This window comes from Pelomonas candidula (assembly GCF_043555985.1).
In the GTDB taxonomy this organism is placed as follows: domain Bacteria; phylum Pseudomonadota; class Gammaproteobacteria; order Burkholderiales; family Burkholderiaceae_C; genus Pelomonas; species Pelomonas candidula.
In genome coordinates this window covers 56,544-72,638 of sequence record NZ_JBIGIC010000003.1, presented here as the reverse complement: position 1 = coordinate 72,638, position 16,095 = coordinate 56,544, and the positions used below count along the sequence as shown (strand labels likewise).

General features: G+C 70.3%; 14 protein-coding genes and 1 pseudogene. 11 read left to right on the top strand and 4 right to left on the bottom strand.

The window, feature by feature from the left end; all coding sequences use genetic code 11:
• The first annotated feature begins 45 nt into the window (after positions 1 to 45).
• From ACG04R_RS06490 to ACG04R_RS06465, 6 genes and pseudogenes are all read left to right on the top strand, one after another.
• On the top strand, positions 46 to 687 hold the full coding sequence (locus ACG04R_RS06490) for a TetR/AcrR family transcriptional regulator (RefSeq protein ID WP_394407327.1): 642 nt from the start codon (positions 46 to 48) through the stop codon (positions 685 to 687).
• A 20-nt stretch (positions 688 to 707) separates the two neighbouring features.
• Positions 708 to 908 carry a hypothetical protein gene (locus ACG04R_RS06485; protein WP_394407326.1) on the top strand — a complete coding sequence of 67 codons (201 nt, stop codon included), beginning with the start codon at positions 708 to 710 and terminating at the stop codon, positions 906 to 908.
• 94 nt (positions 909 to 1,002) lie between these two features.
• Positions 1,003 to 2,772: a methyl-accepting chemotaxis protein gene (locus ACG04R_RS06480; protein WP_394407325.1), complete on the top strand. Its 1,770-nt coding sequence runs from the start codon at positions 1,003 to 1,005 to the stop codon at positions 2,770 to 2,772.
• A 52-nt stretch (positions 2,773 to 2,824) separates the two neighbouring features.
• Positions 2,825 to 3,058: pseudogene (locus tag ACG04R_RS06475) on the top strand (integrase core domain-containing protein); the annotation flags it as partial.
• 195 nt (positions 3,059 to 3,253) lie between these two features.
• Positions 3,254 to 3,889, top strand: coding sequence for an FMN-binding negative transcriptional regulator (locus ACG04R_RS06470; RefSeq protein ID WP_394407324.1), 636 nt, complete (start codon positions 3,254 to 3,256; stop codon positions 3,887 to 3,889).
• A gap of 84 nt (positions 3,890 to 3,973) precedes the next feature.
• Entirely contained in the window at positions 3,974 to 4,597 is a 624-nt protein-coding gene (locus ACG04R_RS06465) for a LysE family translocator (RefSeq protein WP_394407323.1), read from the top strand.
• A gap of 4 nt (positions 4,598 to 4,601) precedes the next feature.
• Here the strand turns inward: ACG04R_RS06465 and ACG04R_RS06460 are convergent, their stop codons facing one another.
• From ACG04R_RS06460 to ACG04R_RS06450, 3 genes are read right to left on the bottom strand one after another with little or no spacing between them, the layout of a single operon-like run.
• The gene (locus tag ACG04R_RS06460) at positions 4,602 to 7,682 is read right to left on the bottom strand and encodes an efflux RND transporter permease subunit (protein ID WP_394407322.1); all 3,081 of its coding nucleotides are present in this window, start codon (positions 7,680 to 7,682) and stop codon (positions 4,602 to 4,604) included.
• 13 nt (positions 7,683 to 7,695) lie between these two features.
• Complete coding sequence (locus tag ACG04R_RS06455) at positions 7,696 to 8,820, bottom strand: efflux RND transporter periplasmic adaptor subunit (protein WP_394407321.1); 1,125 nt, start codon at positions 8,818 to 8,820, stop codon at positions 7,696 to 7,698.
• The gene (locus ACG04R_RS06450) at positions 8,817 to 10,229 is read right to left on the bottom strand and encodes an efflux transporter outer membrane subunit (protein WP_394407320.1); all 1,413 of its coding nucleotides are present in this window, start codon (positions 10,227 to 10,229) and stop codon (positions 8,817 to 8,819) included. The genes ACG04R_RS06455 and ACG04R_RS06450 overlap by 4 nt, the downstream gene beginning before the upstream one ends.
• Before the next feature lie 115 nt (positions 10,230 to 10,344).
• Between ACG04R_RS06450 and ACG04R_RS06445 the strand changes: the two genes are divergently transcribed.
• From ACG04R_RS06445 to epsC, 5 genes are all read left to right on the top strand, one after another.
• On the top strand, positions 10,345 to 11,058 hold the full coding sequence (locus ACG04R_RS06445) for a response regulator (RefSeq protein ID WP_394407319.1): 714 nt from the start codon (positions 10,345 to 10,347) through the stop codon (positions 11,056 to 11,058).
• 2 nt (positions 11,059 to 11,060) lie between these two features.
• On the top strand, positions 11,061 to 12,107 hold the full coding sequence (locus tag ACG04R_RS06440; protein ID WP_394407318.1) for a HAMP domain-containing sensor histidine kinase: 1,047 nt from the start codon (positions 11,061 to 11,063) through the stop codon (positions 12,105 to 12,107).
• Positions 12,108 to 12,252: 145 nt separating this feature from the next.
• Positions 12,253 to 12,468, top strand: coding sequence for a hypothetical protein (locus tag ACG04R_RS06435; RefSeq protein ID WP_394407317.1), 216 nt, complete (start codon positions 12,253 to 12,255; stop codon positions 12,466 to 12,468).
• 14 nt (positions 12,469 to 12,482) lie between these two features.
• The gene (locus tag ACG04R_RS06430) at positions 12,483 to 13,166 is read left to right on the top strand and encodes a hypothetical protein (protein WP_394407316.1); all 684 of its coding nucleotides are present in this window, start codon (positions 12,483 to 12,485) and stop codon (positions 13,164 to 13,166) included.
• A gap of 43 nt (positions 13,167 to 13,209) precedes the next feature.
• A complete protein-coding gene (gene epsC / locus ACG04R_RS06425) occupies positions 13,210 to 14,121 on the top strand; it encodes a serine O-acetyltransferase EpsC (protein ID WP_394407315.1) in 912 nt (303 codons plus the stop codon).
• 100 nt (positions 14,122 to 14,221) lie between these two features.
• Here the strand turns inward: epsC and ACG04R_RS06420 are convergent, their stop codons facing one another.
• Positions 14,222 to 15,961, bottom strand: a complete 1,740-nt coding sequence (locus ACG04R_RS06420; RefSeq protein WP_394407314.1) for a glycoside hydrolase family 43 protein — start codon at positions 15,959 to 15,961, stop codon at positions 14,222 to 14,224.
• Between the last annotated feature and the right edge of the window lie 134 nt (positions 15,962 to 16,095).

Sequence of the window (16,095 nt, the reverse complement as noted above, 5' to 3'; positions counted from 1 at the left end):
ATGTGTGGCAGATATAGTGAACTGTCAAGTACACTAAATTTGCCCATGCCCGACCACCCCCTTCCTGCTCCCAAGCCCCAGCGCGGGCGGCCTCGCGATCCCGAGCGGTGCAGGCGCATCCTGGAAGCGGCGCGAAGGCACTTCAACGAGCATGGCCTGGAGCGCGCCAGCGTGGACGCCATCGCGGCGGACGCCGGTGTGTCCAAGATGACCGTCTACAGCAACTTCGGCTCCAAGGAGAGGCTGTTCCAGGCGGTCGTGCACGAGAAGACAGCGACCACGGTGACTGGCGTCGAAGGCGCCGGATCGCTGGACCCGGACCAGCCGGAGAAGGCGTTGCTGGCGATCGGCGCCCGGTTTCTTGCATTGACCCGCGGGGACGACGCCCTGGGCACGTTGCGCTCTGTCTACGGTGTCGCAGGGGCACAGCCGGACGTCTGCCGAGAGTTCTACAAGGATGGTCCTGAGCGGTTTAACACTGAGCTGGCGGCATACCTGCGCCGCGCGCACTCAGCGGGCACGCTGAAGGTGCGCAATCCACTTCAGGCAGCCGACCTGTTCCTGTCGATGTTCCTGGGCGCTGGGCACTTCCGAGGGCTGCTAATGCTCGAGAGGCCGGACGCCCGGGAAGACAACGCTCTTCTGCGCGAGGCCGTGCGGGTTTTCATGGCCGCCTACGGCGCGTAACCATCAGCTCTGGCTCCGACATGGACGCCATGCCGATCACGCGTTTCGGTGCGACAACGAAGTCCGGGCCACTTGCGTGCGGCATGGCTGGCGCCGGCTTCGACGAAATCGAAGTTGTGCCGGAGGGCGGCCGTCGAACCTACATCGGATTGGGAGGACGCAGGCAATCAGGCGCGCTCGGCTCGTTGCAGATCATTTATGACCGCAAACGACAAAAATAACCGAAACAGCACTGGCACCGATAATCAACTGACAACGATTTCATAGAAGATCTCTGCACACCCACAAAGGCATGGTTGCCCCACAGGAGTCCGGATGAACTTCAAGCACATGACCGTTCGAGCCAAACTGACCGCTGCATTCGCCACGCTGGCTGTGCTGATCGCGCTGGTTGCTGGTTTGGCCACCAAGTCCCTCAACGATGCGAACAACCGCTTCGCGAATTTCGTCCAGGGGATCAACGCGCGATTGCTGCTGTCCTATGAGGTCCGCACGGCCGTAGAGCAGCGTGCCATCCTGGCGCGTGACCTGGCCAACGCCGCTACGCCTCAGGCTCGCGAGACCATCAAGGCCGAAGTCATGAAGGCTCACGACGACGTGCAGACCCGCATGGCCAAGTTGATGAAGATGGCTGCAGAACCTGGCGTCTCACAGCAAGCACACAGCCTCATGACGAAGATGGCGGAAATCGAAGCGCAATACGCGCCCGTGGCCCTGGGTATTGTTGAACTCGCTTCGCAAGGCAACCGTGAAGAGGCCGTTGCCAAGATGAACGCCGACTGCCGCCCGTTGCTTGCAGCCTTGATCAACGCGGCCCACGACTACCGCGACTACACGAGCAAGCACTCCGAGGAACTCCTGGCACAGTCTGCGGCCGACTACGCAATACAACGAAACCTACTGTTCGGGGGCTGCTTGGTTGCCTTCGCTGCAGCGTTGGTCGCAGGCGCCCTGATCACGCGCAGCCTGACACGGGCCCTGGGTGCCGAGCCCGCAGTTCTGAGCGAGGCCGTATCCCGCGTCGCTGATGGTGACCTGAGTCAGTCGCTCGACGTCGAGCGAGTCGACACCACGAGCGTACTGGCGAGCCTCGCCCGCATGCAGTCCAGCCTTTCTGGCGTGGTCGCCAACGTCCGTGCGAACTCGGAGAGCGTCGCCACGGCCAGCTCGCAAATCGCCCAAGGCAACCAGGACCTGAGTCAGCGCACCGAAGAACAAGCCAGCGCACTCCAACAGACCGCAGCCACGATGGAGGAACTCAACACCACGGTGCGCAACAACACCGACAACGCCAAACAGGCCAACCAACTGGCGCAAGGCGCCTCCGCAATCGCGGCGAAGGGTGGCGAGGTTGTCGGACAGGTGGTCACCACGATGCAGGGCATCAGCGAAAGCAGCCGCAAGATCGGCGACATCATCGGCGTGATCGACGGCATCGCCTTCCAGACGAACATTCTGGCGCTGAACGCGGCGGTAGAAGCGGCCCGTGCCGGCGAGCAAGGCCGTGGCTTCGCGGTCGTCGCCGGTGAGGTTCGAACGCTGGCGCAGCGCAGCGCCGAAGCTGCCAAGGAAATCAAGGGGCTAATCGGTCGCAGTGTCGAGCAGGTGGAGCAAGGCAGCGTGCTCGTTGACCAGGCCGGACAGACCATGGGCGAGATCGTCGGCTCCATCAAGCGGGTGAGCGACATCGTGGCAGAGATCTCCACAGCCAGTCAGGAGCAAAGCTCCGGGATCTCCCAAGTGGGCGATGCGGTCGGGCAGATGGATCAGGTGACGCAGCAGAACGCAGCGCTGGTCGAAGAGGGGGCCGCCGCTGCAGAAAGTCTGAAGGGCCAGGCACAGCAGTTGGTGCAGGCCGTCGCGGTGTTCAAACTTTCGGGCCGGGTGGCCGGTCAGCACAACGGCACTGCCACGCCGGCCGCCATATCGCCGACACATGAGCGCAGAGGGGCGGACCGCGCCAAGAACGTCATCAGGCCAGCGTTTGCCGCCAGACCGTCCGGCAGCCTGACCAAGTCGACAGAGGCATCTGTCATGAGTGGCACTGGAGCGAAGACGGGCACCGACGATTGGACATCGTTCTGACGGCAATAGCCGCGCAGCCCGCCTATTCGCCAGCTACAAGGGAATTGCCGTGCTCAACGACCCCGGCAAGCCTTGGCAGAGCGGCGCGGATGAAAGCTTCGACGGCAAGTTCCGTGACGAGTGTCTGTCCGTCGAATGGTTCCGCTCGCGGCGCGAGGCCAAGGGCGTCATCGAGTCCTGGCGCCAGCATTACAACGAGGTCAGGCCGCACAGCAGCCTGCAATACTTGACCCCGACGGAGTTCAAGCAGCAACTCCGTCAAGACCCGCAACCCGCCGTCTTCTAGGGAGTACTGTCTCGTAAATCCCGAGCAGGTCAACGCTGCGCCACTGGTTTCCCCGCGTGAGCCGTTTCAGCTTCGACCCGGGCGACGTCGCCGGGCCGGGCGCCGATGTCGCGCCCGCCACCGGTCGCGCGCGGGAGTGGCACAGTCGCGTCCGGCGCCGGCTGTTCCGGCGGCATCGTCGCGAGCCTCGTCACCATGTACCTGCCCCCGCAATTCGCCGCGCCCCACGTCGAGGAGCTGCACCGCATCGTCCGCGAGCACCCGCTCGGGCTGCTGGTGACGCACAGCGCCGGCGTGCTGGACGCCAACCACATGCCCTTCCTGCTCGACACCGACGCGGGCAGCGGTGGCGTGCTGACCGCCCACGTCGCGCGTGCCAACCCGGTCTGGCGCGAGGTGGGCGATGGCGACGCCGTGCTGGTCGTCTTCCGCGGTGTGGAGGGCTACATCTCGCCGAACTGGTACCCGGGCAAGCAGGAGACGCACCGGCGCGTGCCGACGTGGAACTACGAGGTCGTGCACGCGCACGGCGCGATCCATGTGCGTGACGACGCGGCCTTCGTGCGCGGTGTCGTCGCGCGGCTGACACGCCGGCACGAGGCCGCCCAGCCGCAGCCGTGGAAGATGGGCGACGCGCCGCCGGACTACATCGACGAGCAACTGCAGCACATCGTCGGCCTGGAGATCCGCGTGAGCCGGCTGGAGGGCAAGCGCAAGCTCAACCAGCACCACCAGGCACCCGACCGCGAAGGCGCAATCCGCGGGCTGGAGGCCGCCGGCAACACCGGCCTCGCCGAGGCGATGCGGAGCGCGCCGCCGTGGTCGGCGTGATCCGCGGGGGCGGCTGCTCCAGCTGACAGGATCGGGCCGGCCGGCGCCGTCCAATCCGGCCATCGCCCCACGGACCGCACCGCCATGATCGACCCCGCCACGCTGATCGCCTTCACGCTGCTCAACATGGGCTTCGCGCTCATCCCGGGGCCGGACGTCATCTGCATCCTCAGCAATGCCGTGTCTCGCGGCACGGCGGCCGGCTGGCGGGTGTGCCTGGGCATCGCCTGCGCGGCGCTGGTCCACGTGGCCGCGGCGGCGCTGGGGCTGACGGCCTTCCTGGCCGCCGTGCCGACCGCCTTCGTCGTCGTCAAGACGGTGGGCGCCGCCTACCTCGCCTGGCTGGGCTGGCAGATGCTGCGCCACCCGGCCGCCGTGGACGCCACGCCGCGCAACGGCCGCTGGACGTCGCCGTTCGCGCAGGGCGCGGTGTCCAACCTGCTCAACCCCAAGGTGGCGATGTTCTTCCTGGCCATCCTGCCGCAGTTCGTCGACCCGGCGCGTGGCCACCCGGGCCTGCAGGCGGCGCTGCTGGGACTGGTCTCGATCGCGTCGGGCACGGCGGTCAACCTGGTCACCGCCACGCTGGGCGGCCGGGCGCGGCGCTGGGTGCTCGGTCGGCCCGGCCTGTTCAGGCGCTTCCAGCAAGGGGCGGGTGCCGCACTGATGGGCTTGGGCGCCAAGGTCGCGCTGGAGCGCGCCCGCTGAGGCTTCAGGCCGCGGCGTCGGCCGTGCGCAGGTGCAGCCGCCTGCGGAACCACACCAGCACGTCGTCCACGTAGGTGAACACGACCGGCACGACCAGCAGGCTCAGGAAGGTCGACGTCAGCAGGCCGCCGATGACGACGATGGCCATGGGCTGGCGGAAGCTCGGCTCGGCGCCCAGGCCCAGCGCGTTGGGCAGCATGCCGGCGCCCATCGCGATCGTCGTCATGACGATGGGGCGGGCGCGCTTGTGGCAGGCGTCGACGATGGCCTCCATGCGCGTCATGCCGCCCTCGCGCCGCGCGACGATGGCGTACTCCACCAGCAGGATGGAGTTCTTCGTCACGATGCCCATCAGCATCAGCACGCCGATGACAACCGGCATCGAGAACGCCTGGCTCGTCATCCACAGCGCCAGCAGCGCGCCGCCCATGGCCAGCGGCAGTGCGCACAGGATGGTGGCGGGCTGCAGGAAGTCGTGGAACAGCAGCACCAGCACCGCGTAGATGCAGAACACGCCGATGGCCATCGCGACGCCGAAGCTCGTGAACAGCTCCCCCATGCGCTGCAGCTCGCCCTGGTCGACGAAGCGCACGCCGGTGGGCAGCGAGCGCAGCGCCGGCAGCGCCTTGGCCTCCTTCTGCACCTCGCCGATGGCGCGACCGTTCAGCTCCACGGTCAGCGTCACGTTGCGTGAGCGGTCGATGCGGTCGATCTGCGACGGGCCGCTGCCCATCGAGATGTCTGCCACCGAAGCCAGGCTCACCGTGCCGTGGGTGCCCGCCACGCGCAGCTGGCCGATGGCGGCCAGGTCCTGCCGCACGGCGTCGTCCAGCCGCACGCGGATGGCGATCTGGCGCTGCGGCAGGTTGAGCTTGGGCAGCGAGGTCGAGTAGTCGCCGTAGGTCGCGAAGCGCACCGCGTCGGCCAGCGCCTCGGACGTGACGCCTAAAGCGGCGGCCTTGACGGCGTCGGGCCGGATCTGGATCTCGGGGCGCTGCAGCGCGGCGCTGGAGGTCACGTTGCCGATGCCCTTGAGCGTGCGCAGCTGCGCCTCGGCCTGCGTGGCAGCCAGCGTCAGCGCGTCGGGGTCGTCGCTGGCCAGCGTCAGCTGCAGCGACTCGCCGCTGTTGCCGCCGCCCACCGAGATGCGCGCGCCGGGCAGCGTGCGCAGCAGGCTGCGCATCTTGGCTTCCACCTGCGACTGCTTCAGCTTGCGGTCGCCGCGGGCGACGAGGTCGGCGGTCAGCGTCGCGCTGGTCAGGTCGGCGGACGACGAGGCGCCCATGCCGCCACCGGTGGACGCCGTGCCGGCTGAAACGAACACGCTCTCCACCTCAGGCAGGCCTTTGAGCAACTCGGCCGCGCGCACGCTGGTGGCGGTGGTCTGCTCCAGCGTCGTACCGGGCGCCATCTTCAGGCTGATGCTGCTCTGCGCCTTGTCCTGCGCCGGCATGAAGGCCGTCGGGATGAGAGGCGCGACGGACAGCGACACCGCCATGAACAGCGCCGCCAGCGCCATCGCCGTCTTGCGGTGCTTGAGCCCGGCGCGCGCCCAGCCGAGGTAGCGCGTCATCGTCGGGCCGTCGGTGGCCACCTCGTGGTGGCCCGGCGTCTTGGGCTTGAGCAGGTAGGCCGCCATCATCGGCGTCAGCAGCCGCGCGACCAGCAGCGACGCGAGCACGGCGACCGACGCGGTGATGCCGAACTGCTTGAAGAACTTGCCGGGGATGCCGCCCATGAAGGCCGTCGGCAGGAACACGGCGACCAGCGTGAACGTCGTCGCGATGACGGCCATGCCGATCTCGTCGGCGGCCTCCATCGCGGCCTGGAACGGGCTCTTGCCCATCAGCAGGTGGCGCTCGATGTTCTCGATCTCGACGATGGCGTCGTCCACCAGCACGCCCACGACCAGCGACAGCGACAGCAGCGTGATCGTGTTCAGCGAATAGCCCAGCAGCCACATGACGAGGAAGGCCGGCACGATGGACAGCGGCAGCGCCGCCGCGGACACCAGCGTGGCGCGCCAGTCGCGCAGGAACAGCCACACGACGATGACCGCCAGCACCGCGCCTTCCAGCAGCAGGTGCATGGAGCCGTGGTAGTTCTCCTGGATGGGCTCGACGGTGTTGGAGGCCTCGCTCACGGTCACGTTCGGGTGCGCGGCGGCGAAGGCCTTCACGGCCGCGCGGATGTCGCTGGCGACGCCGGTGTCCGAGAAGCCGCGCGAGCGCGTGACCTGGAATCCGATGACGCGCTTGCCGTTGCGCAAGGCGATGGTGGACCGTTCGGCGTGACCGTCGCTGATGGTGGCGATCTGGTCCAGCCGCACGTTGCGGCCGTCGGCCAGCGGCAGGGTCAGTGCGGCGATGTCGGCCGGCCGGCCCACGGTGGCCAGCATGCGCACGGACTGGCGCTGGCCGCCCAGGTCGCCCTGGCCGCCGGAGCTGTCCTTCTGCACGGCCTTGAGCCGGGTCGACACGTCGGACGGCGTGACGCCGAGGCCGGCCATCAGCGTCGGCTGCAGCGTGACGAGCACCTCGCGGTCCACGCCGCCGACGCGCGCGACCGAGGCCACGCCCTTCACGGCCAGCATGGCCTTGGCCACGTCGTTGTCGACGAACCAGGACAGGTCCTGCTCGTCGAGCTGCGTCGACTCGACGGTGAAGGTCAGCAGCGCGGAGCCGGCGCTGGTGATCTTGGAGACGGTGGGCGAGGCCATGCTCGCCGGCAGGTCGGCCTTGGCGCCGTCGATGGCGTTGCGGACCTCGTTGAGCGCTTCCTCGGAGTTCTTGTCGATGTCGAAGCTGACGCTCATGCTCACCGAGCCGTCGGTGATGGTCGTCGTGACATGGTCCAGCTTGGACAGCGACGCGAGCTTGTCTTCCAGCTTGCGCGCGACCTCGGTTTCCAGCTGGGCCGGCGCGGCGCCTTCCAGCGAGGCCGCCACCTTGATGGTCGGCAGGTCCATGTCGGGGAAGTCCTGCACCTGCAGCTTGCCGAAACCGATCAGGCCGATGACCGTCAGCAGGATGAACAACAGGATGGACGGGACCGGGTTGCGGATCGACCAGGCGGAGACGTTCATGGTGCGGCTCCGATCAACGCGAGGCCGCGGAGGCTGCCGCTGCGACCACCGTCACCTGGGCGCCGTCCGACAGGAAGGCGCCGCCACCGGCCACGATGCGCGCGTTCGCCGGCACGCCGCCCAGCACCTCCACGCGCTGCTGCTGGCGCCGGCCCACCGTGACGACGACGCTGTGCGCCTTGCTGGCGCTGTCGACCGTGTAGACGTAGTCGCGGCCATCGCGCGACACCAGCGCGCTCTGCGGCAGCGTCAGCGCCGGCGTTGCCGGCAGCTCCACGGTACCGCTTGCGAACATGCCCACGCGGGCGGCACTGTCGGTCGGCAGCGCGACATAGACCAGCGCGCGGCCGGTGTCGGTGCTCAGCACCGGGCCGACCAGGCGCACCTTGCCGTCCACGGCCTGGCCGGTGGGCAGCGTGACGTGGGCGTGCTGGCCTTGCTTGATGACGGCCAACTGGCGCGCGTCGACTTCGGCGCGCCACTCGACACGGCTCTGCCGCACGAGACGGAACAGCTCCGTGCCGGCCGACACGACGTTGCCCAGCACGCCGGTGCGCGTGGAGACGATGCCGTCGTCCGGCGCGACGATGCGGGTCTGGCGCAGCTTGAGCTGCGTCGCGTCCAGATCGGCCTTGGCCGATGCCAGCGCGGCACGCGACGTGGCCTCGCTGATGCGGTACTGCTCGATGGCCTGTGCCGACAGACCGCCGCTGTTCTCCGCGACCTTGGCGCGCTGCACGTTGGACGCGGCCTGGTCCAGCGTCGCCTGCGCCTGCGCGACGACGGCCTGCTGCTTGTGCAGGTCGTTCTGCAGGCTCTCGTCGGCCAGGCGGGCGAGCAACTGGCCCTTGCGCACGCGCGTGCCCACGTCCACCGCCAGCTCGGCGATTCGCAGGCCGCCGGTCTCGGGGGCGACGATGACTTCCTGCCAGGCCGCCAGTGCACCGTTGGCCTGCAGGGTCTGCGGCCATTGCAGCGTGGTCGGCGACGCGACCTCCACTGTCAGCACGCTGGGCGCGCTGGCGGCTGCCGAGGGGCCGCCGTCGGCGGGCTTGCTGCAGGCGGTGAGGATGAGCAGCGCGGCAGCCGAGATGGTGCGAAGAGTGCCGGGCGAGGAGATGCGAGTGGGCCGGTTCAAGGCTGGGCTCCGTTCTTGTTCGTGGTGACCGCGGCGCCGGGTGTCCAGCCGCCGCCGAGGGCCTTGTAGAGGGCGATCCAGTCGCTGACCTGGCTCTGCGCCAGCGTCAGGTCGGTGATTTCGGCGGACAGCGCGGAGCGCCGCGCGTCCTCCAGGCTCAACAGGCTGGCCGTGCCGGCGCGCCAGTTGGCCTCGGTGGCGTTGAAGTAGCGGCGGTATTCCTCGGCGGCCTGGTGCGCCTCGGTGGCGCGCTGGCGCGTGCTGTCGAGGTTGACGAGCGCGTTCTCCACCTCGCGCACTGCGGCGCGCACGCCCTGCTGGTAGCCGGCCAGCGCGCTGGTGTAGCTGGCGTTGGCGCTGTCCACCGCCGCGCGCCTGGCGCCGCCGTCGAACAGCGACATCGACAGCGCCGGCCCGAACGACCAGGTCGTCAGGCTCTGGCCGAGGCTGCGCGTGATGGCGCCGCTCAGCGACAGGCTGGGATAAAGGTCGGCCTGCGCCGCACCGATCTCGGCGCTGCTGGCGGCCAGCTCGCGTTCCAGCGAGGCCAGGTCGGGCCGCTGGCGCAAGACCTGGGCTGGCACGCTGTCCACGCTGAGGTGTGCGGGCTGCGGCACGGCCGTGCTGCCCGCGGCCATCGTGGCCAGCAGTTCGGGCTCGTCGCGGCCGGTCAGGTAGACCAGCGACTTCAGCAGCAGCGCGCACTGCGCGCGCTGGTTGATGGCGGTGGAGCGGCTGCTGGCCAGGCTGGCCCGCGCGAGCGCGCCGTCGGACGGGGCCGTGAAGCCCGCCTGCACCATCGTCGCGGTCGTGGCTTCCGTCTTCGCCACGGAGTCGAGTTCGCGTTCGTAGGCGTCGGCCAGCAGGCCGCAGGCGCGGTACTGCACATAGGTGTCGGCCACCTCGGCGGCCAGCGACACGCGGGCGTCATGCCAGTCCGCCTCGCGCGCCTCGACGCGGGCGCTGGCGGCCTCGGCGTTGCGGCGCACGCGGCCGAACAGGTCGACCTCCCACGACGCATCCAGCCCGGCGCTGCGGGTCGTCGTCGTGGCCGTGCCGGTGGTGCCGCCGCGTGTGGCGCCGGCGGAGGCGGTGACCGAGGGCAGGGCGCCGGCGCGCGTCGTCGTCAGCGTGGCGCGGGCCTTCTCGATGCTGGCCCAGGCCTGCGTCAGTGTCGGGCTGCCGGCCTCGGCCCACGCGATGAACTGCGTCAGCGCGGCGTCGTTGAACTGGGCCCACCAGTCCTGCAGCGAGACGGCGTTGCCGTCGTGCGGCGCGGGCGCATGCCAGGTCGCCGCGGTGGCGGGTGCGGGGGCGCGATAGGTCGGCCCGATCGCGCAGCCGGCCAGGGCCAGCGTGAGCGCGGCGCAGGCGGCCGAGAGTGCGCGTGGAAGCGGTGCTTTGTACATGGGATACCTGTTGGAGCCCATGCTAGGGAGCACGTCGGTTAAGCGGTATCCGACAGGGTTAAGGTGGGTAAAACGCCGTGCCCGATGCGGGGTGTGCCACGGATACTGGGTACCGATGAACAAGGTTCTGCTTGTCGACGACGACGTCGACCTCACCACCATGCTGTCGCAGTACCTGATGCGCGAGGGCTTCGACGTGCACGCCGTGCACGATGGCGAGGCTGGCGTGCTGGAGGCCACCCGCCCCAGCGACCCGCCCTACAGCATCGTCATCCTCGACATCATGATGCCGCGCCTGTCCGGTGTCGAAGCGCTGCGCCGCATCCGCACCATCAGCCCCGTGCCGGTGCTGATGCTGACGGCGCGTGGCGACAACATCGACCGCATCGTGGGCCTGGACATGGGCGCCGACGACTACGTGCCCAAACCCTGCACGCCCGGCGAGCTGGTGGCGCGCATCCGCGCCATCCTGCGCCGCACCGAAGGCCGCGGGCCCGCGCCCGCTGCGCCGGTCGCCAGCGGCACCAGGTCGCTGCAGGCCGGCCCGCTGGCCTTGTCGCCCGGCAGCCGCAGCGCCACGTGGCAGGGCCAGCCGCTGGAGCTGACCGGTACCGAGTTCACGCTGCTGGAGGTGCTGGCGCGCCACGCCGGCCAGCTTGTCAGCAAGCAGGAGATCTCGCTGCAGGCCTTCGGCCAGCCGCTGGCGCGCTTCGACCGCCGCATCGACGTGCACATCAGCAGCATCCGCCAGAAGCTGGGCCTGCGCGGCGACGGGCAGTCGTGGATACAGAGCGTGCGCGGCCGCGGCTACCAGCTGCTGGTCGATTGACCATGACCGGCACGCGCCGCCCCGGCCGGCTGTTCTGGAAGTTCTTCCTGTCGCAGTGGATCGGCATGGTGCTGACGCTGGTCAGCGTCGTCAGCTACTTCCACCTGACCGGCCGCCCGCCGCCGCCGCACAGCGACGACCTGCTGTTCGGCGTCATCCCGCTCGTGCCCTTCACGGCCGGCCTGCTGACGATGCTGCTGACCAGCGCGGGCCTGGCCTGGTACCTGTCGCGGCCCATCCGCCACCTGAGCTGGGCGCTGCACCAGGTGGCCGACGGCCACCTCGGCACGCGCGTGCAGCACCGCATGGGCGGGCGCGACGACGAGATCGTCGACCTGGCCGGTGACTTCGACCGCATGGCGCGCCAGCTGCAGCAGCTGACCGAGTCGCGCCAGCAACTGCTGCACGACATCTCGCACGAGCTGCGCTCGCCGCTGGCGCGGCTGCAGGTCGCCATCGGCCTCGTGCGGCAGGACCCGGCCAGCTTCGAGCCCATGCTGGACCGCATCGAGCGCGAGAGCCAGCGGCTGGACGGCCTCATCGAGGAGCTGCTGACCTGGCACCGCCTGGAGGCCGGCGCGGCCGTGCCGCCGGCCAGCCGCATCGACGTCGTCGAGCTGCTGCAGGCCATCGCCGACGACGCGCACTTCGAGGCCCAGGCGCGGGGCCAGTCGGTGCGGCTGGATGCGCCCGGCGAGTTCGTCGCACAGGTGCATGGCGAGCTGCTGTACCGCGCCTACGAGAACGTCATCCGCAACGCGATCAAGTTCAATGCGGCGGGCGCCGAGGTCGCGGTCAAGGCGACGGTCGACGAGGTGGGGCAATGCCTGACCTGCACCGTCGAGGACCGCGGCAAGGGCGTGCCCGCCGACATGCTGGACGCCATCTTTCAGCCCTTCGCGCGCGTGGCCGGCTCGGAGAACGTGCAGGGCGTGGGCCTGGGCCTGGCCATCGCGCAGCGTGCGTTCGCGCTGCATGGCGGGCGCATCCGCGCCGAGCTGCGTGAAGGGGGCGGGCTGCGCATGGTCATGACGCTGCCGAAGGACTAGGCCTGTTGGGGCCGAGGCAACGGACCCGTTGCCGCAGCCCCAGCAGGCCCTGGCTTTACCCAACCTAACCTTGCCGAACCTCAGGCAACACACGGCATTCCTAGCATCACGTGTCGTTCGCTGATTGCCGTACCTGCCCAGAGCCATGAAGTTTCCTTTCTGCCCGCCCGTGGCCTTCTGGCGGGACTGGCTCCTGGTCAGCGGCCGGGTCTTCGCGCGGACCGTTGTGGCGCTGTTCGTCCTCCTGTCGCTGGTCTGGCCGCTGCTGAGCCTGGTCGAGCCGCACCCCGGCCTGCTGGCGCGCGCCGTCTTCAGCGCCGACGTCGACGACCCGTGGGCCTGCGCGGGGCGCGACGAGTGACGGCAGCGGTCTCCATGCGCAGGCGCCGCGCCATCGCCGCGTCGGCCGTCTGTGCGAGCCATGTGCTGGTGCTGCTGGCCGCCTGGCAGGTCCGGCAGTCTGCGCCGCGTGACGACGCCGGGGCGCGTGAGCCCATCTCGATCCGGCTGATCCCCGAACGGCGCGAACATGCCGCGCGAGCCCAGGCCGCCGCCGCGCCGGCGGTCACGCCTCCTCGCCGGCCGGTCGTCGAGCCCGCCCGGCCGGCAGAGCCCACCGCGGTGAGCAGCGTGCTGGTGCCGGTGCCTGCCGCTGCCGCGTCGGCCGGTGTGGCCGATGCCGCCGGCATGGGCAGCGTGGCGAGCGCCGCATCCGGCAGCGCGGGGCAGGCCGCGTCGCTGTCGCTGAAACCGTCGCGCGAGGTGCTGCTGGGCTCGCTGGGCTCCAACGAGGCTGTGCACGACCCTCGCAGCAACACGCCCAAGCCCACCTTCGAGGAGCGCATCGCCATGGGCCTGAACCCCGAGCTGTGCGTGAAAGTGGAGCGCCTGCCCGACGGCACCATCAAGCGCTCGATGGGCAAGTGGCGCGGCGTGCCGTCGACGGCGCAGGCCACCGGCGTCACCAGCGGCGGTGGCAGTGGGAGTGGTGCGGGCACCGGAGGTGGCGGCGGGTTGAGCTTTGGCGGCGGAGGTGGCGGGATCAGGCTGTGCACCTAGGGTGCCATCGCCGCGGCCGCCGTGATTGGGGCATATTGCAGGCATGACTTCACTGCTACCCCCTGTCCCTGGCGACGACCTGCCCGCCGTCGTCGAAGCCCTGCGCGCCGCCCGCCTGCGCTGGCGCGACGCCCACCGGCGCGGCGGCGACGGCCGCGAGCTGCCGTCGCGTGAGCTGCTGGCCGGCATGGTGCAGTGCCTGTCCGGCGCGCTGTTTCCGATGCGTCTCGGCCCGCCGACGCTGCGGCCCGAGAACGAGGACTTCTACGTCGGCCACACGCTGGGCAGCGCGATGGTGACGCTGCGCCAGCAGATTGCGCTGGAGTTGCGCCACGACGCCCGCCAGCGTGGTGCCGATGCGCCCGCTGGCGATGCCGGCGCGCTGGCCGCGAGCTTCCTGCGCACGCTGCCGACCGTGCGCGAGCTGCTGGACAGCGACGTGCTCGCCGCCTACCAGGGCGACCCCGCGGCGCGCAGCGTCGACGAGGTGCTGCTGTGCTACCCGGGCCTGCGCGCGCTCATCAGCCACCGTCTCGCGCACGAGCTGTACGGCCTGGGCCTGCCGCTGATCGCGCGCGTCGTCGCCGAGCTCGCGCATGCCGACACCGGCATCGACATCCACCCCGGCGCCACCATCGGCGCGGGCTGCTTCATCGATCACGGCACCGGCGTCGTCGTCGGCGAGACGGCCATCCTCGGGCGCGGTGTTCGCATCTACCAGAACGTCACGCTGGGCGCCAAGAGCTTCCCCACCGACGGCGACGGCAACCCACTCAAGGGCCAGCCGCGCCATCCCATCGTCGAGGACGAGGTCGTCATCTACGCCGGGGCGACGGTGCTGGGCCGCGTCACCATCGGCCGCGGCTCGGTCATCGGCGGCAACGTGTGGCTGACGCGCAGCGTCGCGCCGGGCAGCGTGATCACGCAGGCCGATTCGCTGTCGGGAGGGGCCTGAACCCCTCGCCGGTCCTGCGGTGTCCGACGCGGGCGGGCCGGAGCGGCTGACGCAGCCGTGTGCCGAATGACGGGCCCGGCGGGCGCCGCGCGTCACGGCGTCAAGGCGTCACGCGGAAGAACTCGAACTCCGCCCAGCCCACCCGCGTTGCCGTATGGGCCGGCGTGCCGGCGGGTGCTTGCGCGAACAGGCCGATCTGCGTGCCCACCCAGCGCCCAGGCAACGCGGTGAAGCCGGGGCCGAGGGGCGTGAAGTGGACGCCGTCCAGGCTGTAGCTGAAGCGCACCTGCGCGTTGACCGAGCGCAGCATGGCCGGCCCGTAGTGCAGCTCCCGGGGCGGCAGCGTGGGCACGACGACGGGGCTCAGGCTGACGCGCACGTGGACCGGGCCGTCCACCTGGAGCGGTGCCGTCAGCACCGTCTCCGAACTCTGCTGCAGCGGCGGCTGGTGCTGGCCCAGGTCGGCCTTCAGCCGCGTGACCTGCACGAGGCGCAGGCCGTCGGCCGTGTTTTCCAGGCCGATCCAGCCGTAGTCGTAGCCCATGACGAGCAGGCCGGCGCGTTCGCCGACGGCGCGCGGTGCGAGGCTGAGCCGCGTGGTGGCCGAGAAGCTCTCGCCCGGCAGCTTCTGCGTCAGCAGCTGGCCGGCCTCCCACAGGTTGGCGGAGGACGAGATGGACTTCAGCCGCAGCCGGCCGTGCACGCTGGCGTCCAGCCAGTCGTCCATCGGGTTGGCGCTCCACTGCCAGCCCAGGTGCGGGCCGTTGGCAAAGTCGTCATCGACGACGGGCACGGCGACGGGTTGCGTCGGCAGGTCGGGCTTGCGATGGCGCGCGACGGGCTCGCCCCAGGTCTGGCCGGGCTTGGGCTCACCGATGATGGGCCAGCCGTCGGCCGTCCAGCGCATCGGCTGCAGCAGCACGCGGCGGCCGTAGCTGTCGCCGTCCTGGAAGTGCAGGAACCAGTCCTGGCCCGACGGCGTGTCCACCCAGGCGCCCTGGTGCGGGCCGTTGATGCCGCTGTCGCCCTCGTCCATGACGTTGCGTGCTTCGTAGGGGCCGTCGATGTGGCTCGAGCGGAACACCCCCTGCCAGCCGCCCTTGACCGAGCCGGACGGCGCGAACACGTAGTACCAGCCGCCGCGCTTGTAGAGCTTGGGGCCCTCGGTCGTGAACCAGGGCAGCGCGCCGCGCGAGGTCCTGGCCTTGGGCAGCTCATCGGCGTTGACGATGACGCGCGTCTCGCCCTCGGTGTGGGTGCCGCCGGCGTTCAGGCGGCGCAGCGCGATGCGGTTGTTGAAGCCGGCGCGCGAGGCCGCGTAGGCGAACACGAGCCAGCCCTGGCCATCGTCGTCCCAGAAGGGCGCGGGGTCGATGGCGCCGGGCGTGGCGTCCACCAGCACGGGCGGGGTCCACGGGCCGCGTGCGTCGGCGGCGCTGACCATGAAGATGCCGAAGTCCGGGTCCGGGTAGTAGATGACGAAGCGTCCGCCGTGGTGGCGGATGCTGGGCGCCCACACGCCGCCACCGCGGCGCGGGGTGGCGTGGTGGGCCTCGGGCACATTGCGCGCCAGCGCGTGGCCGATCAGCGTCCAGTTGACGAGATCGCGCGAGTGCAGGATGGGCAGGCCCGGCACGTTCGTGAAGCTGGAGGCGGTGAGGTAGTAGTCGTCGCCGACGCGGACGACGTCCGGGTCGGAGTAGTCGCCGGCGAGCACCGGGTTCACGTAGCTGCCATCGCGCTGGTCGGGCGTCCAGACGCCCGGCGGCATGCCGTCGGCCCGGGCCAGCAGGCACAGGAGGACCAGGCCCCCGGTTGTCAACACGCGTCTCGTCCTCATGCGGGCGGCCTCCGAAGTTGGCAGGACTCTAGGCGCGGCCCGGGCGCAGTGCGCTCAAGGCGTTGAGCGATGCGCCCGCAGGCCGGCCCCGGGGCGCCAGAAAGGCCAAGGCCCCGCGGGGTGAGCCGCGAGGC

Bases quoted from the DNA above. Each gene is read 5' to 3' on its own strand.
- ACG04R_RS06490 (WP_394407327.1), top strand. From the start codon at position 46: ATGCCCGACCACCCCCTTCCTGCTCCCAAGCCCCAGCGCGGGCGGCCT.
- ACG04R_RS06485 (WP_394407326.1), top strand. From the start codon at position 708: ATGGACGCCATGCCGATCACGCGTTTCGGTGCGACAACGAAGTCCGGG.
- ACG04R_RS06480 (WP_394407325.1), top strand. From the start codon at position 1,003: ATGAACTTCAAGCACATGACCGTTCGAGCCAAACTGACCGCTGCATTC.
- ACG04R_RS06470 (WP_394407324.1), top strand. From the start codon at position 3,254: ATGTACCTGCCCCCGCAATTCGCCGCGCCCCACGTCGAGGAGCTGCAC.
- ACG04R_RS06465 (WP_394407323.1), top strand. From the start codon at position 3,974: ATGATCGACCCCGCCACGCTGATCGCCTTCACGCTGCTCAACATGGGC.
- ACG04R_RS06460 (WP_394407322.1), bottom strand. From the start codon at position 7,682: ATGAACGTCTCCGCCTGGTCGATCCGCAACCCGGTCCCGTCCATCCTG.
- ACG04R_RS06450 (WP_394407320.1), bottom strand. From the start codon at position 10,229: ATGTACAAAGCACCGCTTCCACGCGCACTCTCGGCCGCCTGCGCCGCG.
- ACG04R_RS06445 (WP_394407319.1), top strand. From the start codon at position 10,345: ATGAACAAGGTTCTGCTTGTCGACGACGACGTCGACCTCACCACCATG.
- ACG04R_RS06440 (WP_394407318.1), top strand. From the start codon at position 11,061: ATGACCGGCACGCGCCGCCCCGGCCGGCTGTTCTGGAAGTTCTTCCTG.
- ACG04R_RS06435 (WP_394407317.1), top strand. From the start codon at position 12,253: ATGAAGTTTCCTTTCTGCCCGCCCGTGGCCTTCTGGCGGGACTGGCTC.
- ACG04R_RS06430 (WP_394407316.1), top strand. From the start codon at position 12,483: ATGCGCAGGCGCCGCGCCATCGCCGCGTCGGCCGTCTGTGCGAGCCAT.
- epsC (WP_394407315.1), top strand. From the start codon at position 13,210: ATGACTTCACTGCTACCCCCTGTCCCTGGCGACGACCTGCCCGCCGTC.
- ACG04R_RS06420 (WP_394407314.1), bottom strand. From the start codon at position 15,961: ATGAGGACGAGACGCGTGTTGACAACCGGGGGCCTGGTCCTCCTGTGC.